At 62.7% G+C, this 11,692-nt stretch carries 9 protein-coding genes; 4 read left to right on the top strand and 5 right to left on the bottom strand.

Features of this window, described 5'->3' with window-relative positions:
- Window positions 1-6: 6 nt before the first annotated feature.
- On the bottom strand, window positions 7-4,800 hold the full coding sequence (locus tag ABID26_RS27735) for a putative Ig domain-containing protein (protein WP_354417146.1): 4,794 nt from the start codon (window positions 4,798-4,800) through the stop codon (window positions 7-9).
- Window positions 4,801-5,038: 238 nt separating this feature from the next.
- Between ABID26_RS27735 and ABID26_RS27730 the strand changes: the two genes are divergently transcribed.
- The 4 genes from ABID26_RS27730 to ABID26_RS27715 all read left to right on the top strand — a co-directional run bounded on the left by ABID26_RS27730 (window position 5,039) and on the right by ABID26_RS27715 (window position 7,275).
- Window positions 5,039-5,569 carry a phage tail protein gene (locus ABID26_RS27730; RefSeq protein ID WP_292303267.1) on the top strand — a complete coding sequence of 177 codons (531 nt, stop codon included), beginning with the start codon at window positions 5,039-5,041 and terminating at the stop codon, window positions 5,567-5,569.
- Between the two features lie 40 nt (window positions 5,570-5,609).
- The gene (locus tag ABID26_RS27725) at window positions 5,610-6,140 is read left to right on the top strand and encodes a phage tail protein (protein WP_126098538.1); all 531 of its coding nucleotides are present in this window, start codon (window positions 5,610-5,612) and stop codon (window positions 6,138-6,140) included.
- Window positions 6,141-6,202: 62 nt separating this feature from the next.
- Window positions 6,203-6,736 carry a phage tail protein gene (locus ABID26_RS27720; protein ID WP_292367229.1) on the top strand — a complete coding sequence of 178 codons (534 nt, stop codon included), beginning with the start codon at window positions 6,203-6,205 and terminating at the stop codon, window positions 6,734-6,736.
- Window positions 6,736-7,275, top strand: a complete 540-nt coding sequence (locus ABID26_RS27715) for a GNAT family N-acetyltransferase (RefSeq protein WP_292367230.1) — start codon at window positions 6,736-6,738, stop codon at window positions 7,273-7,275. The genes ABID26_RS27720 and ABID26_RS27715 overlap by 1 nt, the downstream gene beginning before the upstream one ends.
- Before the next feature lie 31 nt (window positions 7,276-7,306).
- Here the strand turns inward: ABID26_RS27715 and ABID26_RS27710 are convergent, their stop codons facing one another.
- The 4 genes from ABID26_RS27710 to ABID26_RS27695 all read right to left on the bottom strand — a co-directional run bounded on the left by ABID26_RS27710 (window position 7,307) and on the right by ABID26_RS27695 (window position 11,672).
- Entirely contained in the window at window positions 7,307-7,600 is a 294-nt protein-coding gene (locus ABID26_RS27710) for a DUF6916 family protein (protein WP_292303269.1), read from the bottom strand.
- Window positions 7,601-7,835: 235 nt separating this feature from the next.
- Window positions 7,836-8,963, bottom strand: coding sequence for an aminoglycoside phosphotransferase/kinase family protein (locus tag ABID26_RS27705; protein ID WP_292303270.1), 1,128 nt, complete (start codon window positions 8,961-8,963; stop codon window positions 7,836-7,838).
- Window positions 8,964-8,997: 34 nt separating this feature from the next.
- Window positions 8,998-10,836, bottom strand: coding sequence for a phage tail protein (locus ABID26_RS27700; protein WP_354417143.1), 1,839 nt, complete (start codon window positions 10,834-10,836; stop codon window positions 8,998-9,000).
- Between the two features lie 11 nt (window positions 10,837-10,847).
- Entirely contained in the window at window positions 10,848-11,672 is an 825-nt protein-coding gene (locus ABID26_RS27695; protein ID WP_292303272.1) for a tail fiber protein, read from the bottom strand.
- Between the last annotated feature and the right edge of the window lie 20 nt (window positions 11,673-11,692).

The raw sequence follows: 11,692 nt of genomic DNA, 5'->3' as shown, positions 1-11,692 counted from the left end.
CGAAGATCAGAACTTCTTGCCCAGGTTGACCAGGAAACCGTTGTCGCTATCGCCATCGCTGCCGAACAGGCCGCGGTATTCCAGACGCAGGGCAAAATCCTGCGTCGTTTGCACATTGACGCCGAGGCCGAGCATGAAGCGGTCCCGTCCCATCCCGTCAATGGAGGTGCGATAGAAGGGCCCGCCGAACATATCGGCGTAGTTCATGGTGATCTCGCTGTCGCCCTGGAAGTCGTGCTGATACTCCAGTCTGAGCTGCGGCGAAACCACCCCGAAACTGACCGGGTATTTGTAGTTGAGGGTGAGTCCGAGGTTGCCGGTCGTGGTGCTGATATCCTGCTCGCCATAATGCAAGGCCGAGGCTGGATCGCCGTCTTCGGTAAAGGCATCGAGAGTCGCGCGCGCCACGTCGAGACGCGCGTAAGGCGAAATCAGCCAGTTTTCAACTCGATACTTGCCGCCCGCCGATACCGAGGCGAACCATTGGCCGCCGTCCCGCTCGCCAGTGACGAAGCCGCCGCCTGATGTCAGGTAGCGCTGCGAATCGAACGACAGCCACTGGTAGCCAGCCAGCCCGTCGATGAAGAAGGTCTGGCCCGGATGATAGCTGGCATAGAGGCCGGCGGTATAGCTCTTGCCGGTGCTGCGGCTGCCATTGTCGCCGATGTCGCTGTCGTCGCGGCCATAGCCGACGCCGACGCCCAGGGCGAGATCACGGGTGAAGCGATAGTCGACGCCGGCACTGAGACCGGTGGTCTGGAATTTGAAGCCATCGGCGCCGTCGCGGTCGCCGATGTTGATCGAACCGCCCGTCCAGATCGTCACCTTGCTGTGGCCGAAGCTGCCGGAGCCGAAGCTGCCGGGCGTGCCTGCGGTCGTGTTGTCGTCCAGGTAGGATTTGAAGGGCCAGTTCTGGTCAGTCGCCTGATTGCGCCCGCAGGATTCGCCTTGCGGAACCAGATCGCTCTCGCCGCAAGTGCTGTCGAAGGAAAGCACGATCCCTTGGACGAAGGCCAGGCTGTCGGTGGGTCCCTGGCCATCGTCGCTATCGTGCAGGCCTTCCAGACGCTGCTGGAAATTGCCGATCTGCGAGCTGGCGAAGCGGCGCGTCGCCGCGGTCTGGGCGTTGAGTATGCCCATCACCTCGCTGTCGAGCGTCGGGTCAGGACGCTCCACGACCTCGATCGTGATCGCTGTCACCGCCGATGTCGCATAGGCGTTGCTCAAGGTGAAGGTCACCGTGGCGGTGCCGTGGAACGTTGCCGTCGGGGTGAAGGTCATCTGGTACCCGTTGAGCGACGTCGTGCCGGATGAAGGCGGCGGCACTGAAACCAGGCTGGCGCTCGTGAACGGACCGCCGCTGGCGTCCTTGGTCAGGTCGACCACCACGGGCTTGCCAGATACCGTCGTTACGTGCTGCGCTACCGGAACCGGATGCGGCCTGACGTTGATCGTGACCGTGGCCGGCGTCGAGGTTCCGCCCGGTCCGGTCTCCGTGTATTGCAGAGTATCCGATCCGACGAAGGAAGCCGCCGGCGTGTAGGAGATGGCGGTGCCGCTGACCGTCGCGTTGCCGTGTGCCGGTGCGGTTGAGACCGCTATGGAGGTGATATCGCCGGTGTCGTTGTCCGTGACGTTGATCGTCACCGCCTGTCCGTCAAGCGTCTCGACCGTATCCGGGTTGGCGACCGGCGGGTTGCTTCCGATCACCAGCGTGTAGTTCGTCGTGCCGGTGAAACCGAAATTGTCGGTCGCCGTCACGGTGATGGGGAACGAGCCGACAACGGTGGGGGCGCCCGAGATCGTGCCTGTGGACGACAGCGCTATTCCAGGCGGCAGCGCACCGCCTGTCAGCGCAAAGCTGTAAGGGCTGGTGCCGCCGCTGGCGGTGATCGTCTGACTGTATACGACGCCGTACTGGGCGGCCGGCAGGGTGGCCGGGGCCAGCGTGATGGTCGGGGCCGCGATCGTCAGCGAGTATGCGACGGACCCGGTCGCCGGCGTGCCGCCGGTGCTGTCCGTCGCGGCGACCGTGAAGTTGAAGGTGCCGCTTGCGGTCGGCGTGCCCGACAACGTTCCCCCCGAAGAGAGCGTCAGCCCGGCCGGCAACGCACCTGCCGTAACCGCAAAACTATACGGCGCGTTGCCGCCGCTTGCCGTCAGGGGTTGGTTGTATGCGGTTCCGGCGGTGCCTCCCGGAAGGCTGCTGGGCGCCACGGTCAGGCTCGGCAGGCCAACCGTCAGGTTGTATATGCGCGATCCGGTCTGGCCGTGAGCGTCGGTAGCTGCGACCGTGAACGAAAAATTGCCGGACTGCGTGGGTGTACCTGTGAGTTCTCCGGCGGTGGTCAACGAGATCCCGGCTGGCAGCGCGCCAGCCGTCGTCGCGTAGGTATAAGGCGCAATGCCTCCGGATGCGGTGATTGTGTTCGAATAGGCTGTAGCTGCCGTCGCGTTCGGCAGCGTTGCCGGGTCGACGACTATGGTGGCCGTCGCGACCTGCGCCGTGTAGCTGACGGAGAGCGAGAACGGCGCGCCGGTACCGGTGCTGCTATCCGTTGCCTTCACGGTGAAACTATAGGATCCGGGCGTGGTGGCGGTTCCCGAAAGCAGTCCGTTTGCGTCAAACGACAGGCCGGGGGGAAGCGTGCCTGCCGAAACGATATAGGCATAAGGCGCCGTGCCGCCGGATGCGGAGAACTGCTGGCTGAACGTCGCGCCGTAGGGCACGACGAGCGTCCCCGCCGGCGGAGTCATGGCAAGTCCCGGTGCGCCGACGGAAAGCGTGAAGTTCTGCGATATCGCGACCGGGCCGTTGCTGCTGTCGGCGCCAGAGACTGTAAGGGTAAAGCTGCCCGCCGTGGTTGGCGTTCCCGAAACGGTTACGCTATTGGACGTTGTGCCGGTGACGGAAAGTCCCGCCGGCAAGCCGGTTACCCCCAGCGTATATGGCGCCGCGCCGCCCGATGCTGTGAAGGTTTGCGTGTAGGCGACGCCAACCTGCGCGGTCAAGGACGCGGATGCAGCGACGGTAATCGTCGGATCGCTGACCGTGACGGTGACTGTCGCTGGAGCGGAAGTGCCTGCCGAATTGGTCGCTGTGTAAGTGAAAGAGTCCGCGCCGTGGAAGCCGGCGTTGGGCTGATAGGTTATCGACAGGCCACCGGCCGTGGCGGTGCCATTGGTCGCCTGGGTCGCGACGGCGACAGAGTTCGGTGTTCCCCCTGTGACGTTGAGCGTGATCGGATTGGTGCCGCTGCTATAGGCAACCGTGGCCGACACTGCGTTGGCAGTCGGCGGGATGTTCGTGACTGCGAGCGAATAGGACTGATTGGCCGTGTACGGTCCGGTGCCGCCGCTGCTGTCAGTTGCCGTCACCGTGAAATTGAAATTGCCGGCGGCGCTGGGTGTGCCTGACAATGTGCCCGCCGACGACAGCGTCACACCCGTCGGAAGTGCCCCGCCTGTAACAGCATATGTGTAAGGCGCGGTGCCTCCGATGGCTGGATTGAGGGACGCCGAATAAGCCTGGCCCATCGTGGCGTCCGTCAACGTCGTGGCCGGCAGCGTGATGGTCGGAGCGGCGACCGTCAGTGAGTAGGCTTGGGTGCCGTTGAATGGCCCGGGCGCGCCGCTGGCATCCGTGGCCATGACCGTGAAGTTGAACGTTCCACCTGCTGTCGGCGTGCCGGAAAGCGTGCCACTCGAAGACAGCGTCAGCCCGGCGGGAAGCGAGCCCGCGCTAACGGTGAATGTGTAGGGGGACGTGCCGCCGCTGGCGGTGATGGTCGTGGCGTAGGCCGATCCGACAGCCGCGCTGCCGGGCAGGGTGGTGGGGGCGACGACGACGGCCGGCGCGGCATCGATGACGACGGTCACGCTCTGGGTGACGAACCAGACTCCGCCGGTCGAGATCGTCGTGCTGTCCTGAGACCTGATGGTGAAGGTGAACGTTCCTTGGACAGTCGGCGTTCCTGCAAGGAGGCCGCTGGAGGACAGTGTCAGTCCGCCCGGCAGGCTGCCGCTCTCGAGACTGTAAGTATAAGGCGCGGTGCCGCCGTTCGTGCTGAATTGTTGATTGTACGCAAAGCCCACGGCGCCGTCGGGCGGGTTGGTTGGCGAAACAACCAATGTCGGTCCGGGGACAGTAAAGCTGTAGCTTTTGTCGGCCGTCAGTTGCGTTCCGGACGTCGAATCCGTCACATGCACGGTGTAATTGTAGGGTCCCGAACCTGTCGGTGTACCGGAGATCCTGCCGTCTGACGCAAGGCTAAGCCCCGGGGGCAAGCTGCCGCCGCCTGGGGAATAGGTATAGGGCGCCACGCCGCCGGTAGAGGATAATGTCTGGTCGTAGAAAACGCCGATCGCCGGCGTCGGCAGGGTTGCGGGGCTGACGGTGATGGGCGAGGTGGCCGGAGTGATGGTCACATTGACGGTGACGACACCCGCGGAGGCATCTTCAAAAGTGAAGCTGTCCGTTGTGGCGCCGTCGCCGTTGTTGACGTAGGTCAGCAGCCCGGCAGCCGCATTGTCGATTGTGACATGGCCGTGTGCCGGTTGCACCACGTCGCTTTGCGGGTTCGTTCCGAAAGGATCGCAAGACGACGCGTCGATCTGATAAGAGCCGCCAGATGCCACGGTTATCGAGATCGGGGTGGGGCAGCCCACCGATGTCGCAGCCTGGGTCTCGGATGGCGCCAAAGCGGCAAGGCCGACCAACGCCAGCATGCCAAGCCAAAGCACGAACCTGCTCGCCAGCGTAGCGGAACGCACGACGCGATACTTCGAATTCCACTGCAATGCATGCCCCCGCGCTATCGATTTGGTACGTTTTAGTACCGAAGCGAAGAATTCCGCCCGATCAAATGTTTAGCTGCCTACGCAATGCCTTCCTGCGTTCCCTGCAGGATTCGTGGATCAAGTAAATCACGAAGTCTTCATCATGTCCATCTTGGGTAGAAAAACACTCTTGCAGAATCCATGAATTATGAGCAATGTTGAATTTAAGGATAACTGTTGAATATATTAGGGGGAGCTAATGGCCGAAGTTTTCCTCGGGCAGATCATGATGACGGGTTTCGCGTTCCCGCCAAAGGGCTTCGCCTTTTGCAGCGGATCGCTCCTGGCGATCGCCCAGAACCAGGCGCTGTTTTCGCTTCTTGGCACGACCTATGGCGGCAATGGCACCACGAACTTCGCCTTGCCCAACCTGCAGAGCCGCACGCCGGTTGGCTTTGGCGCATCGGTCGATCCGGCCTGGCAGCCGTCACCCTATGAGTTGGGGGAGACAGGCGGCGTTGAAAATATCACGCTGCTGCCCCAGCAACTGCCGTCGCACAACCATGTGGGCAACGCAACCACTGGAGCGGGCGCAGGGCGCAGTCCAAACAATGCGCTTTATGGCGCAACCGCAAATGCCATCTATGCCGCACCGAATGGCCGCGTGGTCACCTTGGCGGCTGCGACCGTGACCTATGTCGGTGGCAACCAGCCGCACCCGAACATACAGCCCTACCAGACCATCAACTACAATATCGCGATGAGCGGGATATACCCGTCACGCTCGTGACAAACGCCAGCCAGCACCAAACCTGCACGGAGATCCATCGATGAGTGAGCCTTATGTCGGAGAAATCCGCATGTTCGGTTTTCCGCGCCTGCCGGTCGGTTGGCTGCCTTGCGACGGATCGCTATATGCCATCTCCCAGTATGAGGCGTTGTTTACGCTGATCGGCACCACTTACGGCGGCGACGGCCAAGTGACTTTCGCCACGCCACAGCTTTCGGGGCGCGTGCCGGTCCATCAGGGGGCGGGATCCGGCCTTTCGCGCTACGTCATAGGCCAGATGGCAGGAAGCGAGTCGGTCACTCTGCTGCCCGCGCAGATGCCGCAGCACAATCACTCGATGACCGCGACTCCATCAAGCGCCGGTGCCAAATCGGTCAATGCGACGGTCGAACTCGGTGCGATTGCAAGCGACACGATGTACGTGACCGATATTACCGGCGCGACAGCTTTCACCACCGCTCCACAATCGACGCAGCCCATCGGCGGGAATTCGCCTCACGACAACACGATGCCGACCTTGACGGTGCAGTTCTGCATTGCCTGGGCCGGAATCTTCCCATCGCAAGGCTGAAGCCACGCGCTCGGAGTTGTTTAACGGAACCGGTTCGCCATCAAGATCGCAGGAACATCCCAATGACCACGCCATTCCTCGGTGAGATACAGGTTTTCGGTTTCAACTTTGCGCCCCGGGGATGGGCGTTCTGCAGCGGATCGCTTGTTCCGATCCAGCAATATTCGGCGCTGTTCGCGCTGTTGGGCGTAAATTACGGCGGCAATGGCACGACCAATTTTCAGCTGCCCAATTTTGCCGGTCGCGCCGGCTGCAGCCAGGGCCAGGGTCCGGGTCTCACGCCCCGCACCATCGGCGAGACGTTCGGCGAAAACGGTGAGACGCTGACGCTGGCCGAAATGCCGGCGCACATGCACCAGTTCACAATATACAACCAGCCGGATGTGGCCAAGAAAGCCGCCTCGCCCTCTGCCGGCAATTCATTGACGTCGCCAACGGACACCAGTGCGTTCGTTGCAGGCGCGCAGCCGAACGCACAATTCCCGGCCAACATGATCGGCTTTACCGGGGGCAGCCAGCCGCATGAGAACCGACAGCCCTACCTTGCTCTGAACTACTGCGTTGCGCTTCAGGGTGTCTTTCCGTCCTTCGGGTGATGGCGCTTATCGAGGCAGGACAACTGCCGGAATTTCCATCTGGGGAGAACTCCCGCCTCGCTCTACCGCGCGGCTCATCCCGGGGCGCCACGCTCGAGGACATTCCCTTCCTGCGTCGTCTCTACTGGTCCTTCCGCATGGAGGAAATGGAGCCGGTGCCTTGGCCGCAGGAGCTGAAGTGGGCGTTTATCGATCAGCAATTCGACCTGCAGCACCGCCACTATGTGGCGACATTCTCAAGCGCCGATTTCCTGATACTGCTGGACGGAAGCGAGCCGATAGGACGGCTCTACGTCGATTCCAGCATGGAGCGCTGGCATGTCATCGATATTGGCTTGTTGCCGCAATGGCGCAATCGCGGCAAGGGAGTGGCCACGCTGAAAGCCATTCAGCGCCAGGCGAAAGCCTGTTCGGCGTCCGGCATAATGCTGCATGTGGAGCGGCGCAACATTCGTGCGCAGGCGCTTTATCGCCGTCTTCATTTTCGCGAAGCCGAAGCCAGCGATACCCATATTCAGATGCGGTGGTCGACGCGCTGATTTTTCTGCCGCGATCGGCAAGACCTGCTCCTCAGTTGAAGATCGCCTGATAAACGATCCCCTCTTTGTCCCTGGCAACTGGGACAAGAAATATCTCCAATTTGCCCAGCGTCGCATTCTTCAACTTGTAGAGCTTTTGCGGCAGCACGATCTGCGAGCCGCTTCGGAACATCAGCGAAAAGGGCGATCGCCGCATTCCGGGAAAGCCGTTTTCCGGCAGGGGGCGTGCATCCGACAGTGTCAAAGATACCGAACTCTCGCCAAGGTCGATATCGAACGCGCTGCCGACGCACCCCGTGAAATGGCCCAGCGTTACAATATCCATAACCTTTCCGACTCCTCAAATCACAGGCTGGTACGGCCCGGCGCCCCGTCCTGAACACCCTTCTCGAATAGCGTGGGCCTCACCACCTTGATATTGCATTTTTACAAGACGCCAAAATTTTTGGCGGGTCATCCCGACGGACAGAATTTCCGCAAAGATCGAGGCACCGGTGGTCTCCTGCCAGGATGTCACGTCGGCCAGTCTTGATGGCCATGTCACGGATGAACGACCTCACCTATGTCGAAACTGCGTCGGCTGAGGAAAGCTTGCGGGCGTTTGGCGCGGCTGGCGCCGCACGGTAGCGAGTGACGATCGAGCGGATGACGGCGAAAGGCCGGAATGGCCGCAGGACCAGGGTCAGCCGGTCCAGAATCCGGTTGATGTCGTCCTGGACGGAACCGCGCAGCGTTCGCCGATGCCCGGTCGCCGCCAGATTGCCGAGCAGCGTCAGCGCGGCATAGATCAGACAGGCGGCCAGCGTCTCTTCCCATTCTTCGTCGGCCAATCGCAGCCCATAATCGCGATTCATCAGGACGCGGTGCTGTTCCGCAAGGGCCAGGGGCATCTTCGGAGACGCCAACAGATATTCGCCGGTTTCGGTATTGGTTTCGAACTTGCCCAACAGCGTCTTGGTCAATTCGTAGAACGGCGGCGCATAATGGCTGTATTCGAAATCCAGAAGATAGGTCTCCGTGCCGATCTCAAAGGTCTGCCGCGCATTGCCGAGATCGTCGTGGATCAGGGCCCGACGGCCCGGATAATTCTCGACCAGCGCCACCACGGCGTCGAACTCCCGCTCCAGCGTCCGCCGGACTGCCGGCGTTTCCCAGGGGGAAACCATCGAGGCCAGCCCGGCACGGCCGTCGGCGGCCCGTTCAGCTTCCCGCATCACTCCGTGATAGCGCCCGTCCGTCGCAACCGGGCCGAGCCCGGCTTGCCGCCGCAGCTCCAGATACGTCGTTTCCTGGTCGAGGGTGCGGCCGTGCAGGCGCGCCATGGCACGGGCAAGGCGCGGGACCAGCTCGGCGAAACTGCGCGCCACTGGATTTCCGATCGGGCCCAGATCCTCGAGCAGCAGCAATCCGGCCGGATCGAAGCCCAGCAGCGCCGGCTTCAGCCCCGACTCGGCGCCGATGCCGGCGAGGAAGCGGTGAACGACCTGTTCCTCGCGGAATTCGGGAGCGTCGGGCACTGCACCGGGCACGAATCTCTCCGCCGGAACATGCTTGATGATCACCGATCCCGGATTGCCGGAAGGCCTACCCAGAAATAGGCGGCTGACACAGGCAGCCCGCCGGCTGAGCGGCTGCCGATGCGCGATGCGGGTGCCGGAACCGAAGACGGCGACCAGAAGTTCAGTCAAAGCGCCCTCCAGGGATGCCGACCAGATCATCGGTTCAGACACCGGTGCGCATGATGTAGCACAGGCTGAACCACGTCGGCCGCATCCCGCCGCTCTGGGGCGCCGTGACAGCCGCTTGCGAGTAGTCGAGGGTCACCCCATGGGAGTGGGTGCCGTTCGACTGGAAGATGTTGTTCGGTTCGGGCATGTTCGGGTCGCCGAGGGTGCCGCCGGTATCGATCGACGCGCGATAGCTGCCGGTGGTGCACATGACAGCGTACCAATCGGAGGGCACCCCGTGAGTATGCGCGCCGTCTGACGTTGTGTTCGCCGCGGCCGATGGCATTTGCGACATCGTATGAGTGTGCGTCGGGCTGCCAGTGTCCCCGACCGCCACGGAACCGGAAGCCGTCCCGATGACGAATCGATCCTGCAGGTCGGGCAGACAAAAGGTGGTGATGCCATCGCCGCCGAATGTCTTCCCGATGACGAAATATAACTGCGGATTGTCGGCGACAGACAGGCTGCTGCCATCGCAGACGGCATAGCCGGCCGGCACGCTGTCGAGCGAACCGGACCACGGCACCACGGCGCCCAACGGCAACAACTGGCCCAGCAGCGCCGATGCCGACTGCGGCGCCTGAGCCGTCACCGTGGCTTGGCTGGTGGCGATCGCGTTCAGATACGTATCATAGGCCGTCAGCACGAAGCTGGTGGTCCGCCATACCGGCACCTGCACGTTCTGCCCGCTGGGGGGCACCATGCCCAGTCCGGAAACCTCTACCATCGTGGCGTTCTCGACGGTCCAGTTCAAGCTCACCGTCTGCGGTCCGCTATCGGCCGATACGGTCACCGTGTCGGTGCTCAGCGCCAGTGGGCCGCTGATCGTCATGGTCTCATAGACCTTGTCGAGCACGAGCGTCGTACTCCCGTCGGCATAGCCGGGAATATTGACGAACTGGATATATGCGAGCGTTGGGGTCGCGGCGAACTCGGTGACGATGTTGGTGAGCTCGAACGTAGCCACCGCTTGGACGCCGGTGCCCAGGATCTGGTTGTTGGTTCCCGCGATGGGTTGCAGGGACCAGACCGGCCCTGCCGACCCGGCAAGCTGCGTTGCGGTCCACAGCGTGTTTCCCGTCCCCAGCCCAACCGAGATTTGGCTGCCGTCGTCCGGAGTCGTCAGGGCGAAATAGCCCGGCGGGGCCGATCCATAGACGAAGGTGATGTTGACGCTGGGCGGATCAACTCCCCAGTCGACGCCGTCCGGCACCAGAGGCTGTTGGGTCTTGTTCGACAGTATCAGCTCCAGGCTGTTCTGGATGGGGTATTGCGGATCGCGGCTGATGCCGATCGTCGCGTCGTTGGTCGTGCCCGGCAGCGAAAGGCTAATCCCTACGGCGTCGGTGATATTCAATCCGCCTGCAGGATTCGCGACATTGACTGGGCAGGTCACGGAGAAATTCTCCGCTCCCGGCAGGTTGTAGATGTCGATGGCGACCTGGCAGAGACTGACGGCCGTGGTCGGGGTGAGCCCGGCCACGGTGACGTTCAGCGAAGCGCCCGCGTCCCAATCCGTGTTGTCGTTGGGTGAAATCGCCCATCCCGGGTAAGGGGCGTCGGCGAAAAACTTCGCGGTCCATCCCGTAGCCGTAACCGACAGATCTCCGCACGGCGCCGACTCCTCGTTGGCGAACAGAGCGTTGAAGAAGAGAAGCAGCGTGAAACCGCTGCCGGTGACCGGGTCGGCGGGGGTGCCGCCCGGCAGCGTGATCGTCGCACCGGTCTGGTTGACGGCCTGGACGGTCACCGTGTTGTCCTGCCCGACATAGACCGTGTTGGAGTTTTTTGGATTGACGATTGAGAACGAGACGCTGCTTTGGCTGGCGGCCATGGTCGGCTTCCTCAGGTCTTGATGATGTAGCAAAGCGCAAACCAGGGCGGCTGGATGCCGTCGCTCGTGCCGTCGCTGGTGAAGGCATCAAATGACAGGTTGACCGAGTGAGAGTGCCCGGCCGGATTGTCGTTCTGCGTCGGCGACCCGGCCACGCTGAAGCTCTGAACGCCGATAGAGGTGTATTTTCCCGAGCTGTAGGCCGCCTGATACCATGTATTCGGCAACTCATGCGTATGGGGGGCGCTGGTGTCGGTCTGGAAATCGCCGCTGAATGCCGGAATCGGGTGTGTGTGGGTATCGGCCGGACCGCAGGTCTGCGCGGCCTCGGTCGATTGCCCTGTCGCACCCATGACGAAACTGCCGACCAGGTTCGGGACGCCGAACGTCGTCGTTCCGGTGCCGCCGTAGCTTGAGCCCAGCACCTTCGCCAGGGCGGGGTAGTTGCTGGATTGATAGACGGTGCCGTCGCAAGGCAGCCAGCCGGCGGGCAGCGCGTCGGCATTGCCTGCCCAGGCGACGATGGTGCCCGCCGGAACCATCCGCGTGGTCGAGTCGGGCGTCACCGTGATCGTGGTGGTCGCCGTCTCGACCTGGTTCGTCGCCGAGGCGAAGACGGTGAGCTCGAACACGGTGGTCTCTGTGACGGTGACGATGGTCCCGGTCGAGGTCAGCGGGACCACCCCGACGCCGGACAGCAGCGCCGCCGTGCAGCCTGCCGCCGTCTGCCATTGCAGGGTAACCTCGGCCGGTGTCACCAGATCGGTCGGGTTGCAGTTGGCCACGCAAGTGAACTGCGTGATCAGGGACGAGTCGTTGGCGGTATCCGCAGGCATGGTCATCCTCATTGCGATCG

Source organism: Mesorhizobium shonense, assembly GCF_040545255.1.
GTDB classification, from domain to species: Bacteria; Pseudomonadota; Alphaproteobacteria; order Rhizobiales; family Rhizobiaceae; genus Mesorhizobium; species Mesorhizobium shonense.
The sequence above is the reverse complement of the archived record's forward strand: the minus strand, read 5'-3'. Positions and strand labels throughout refer to the sequence as shown.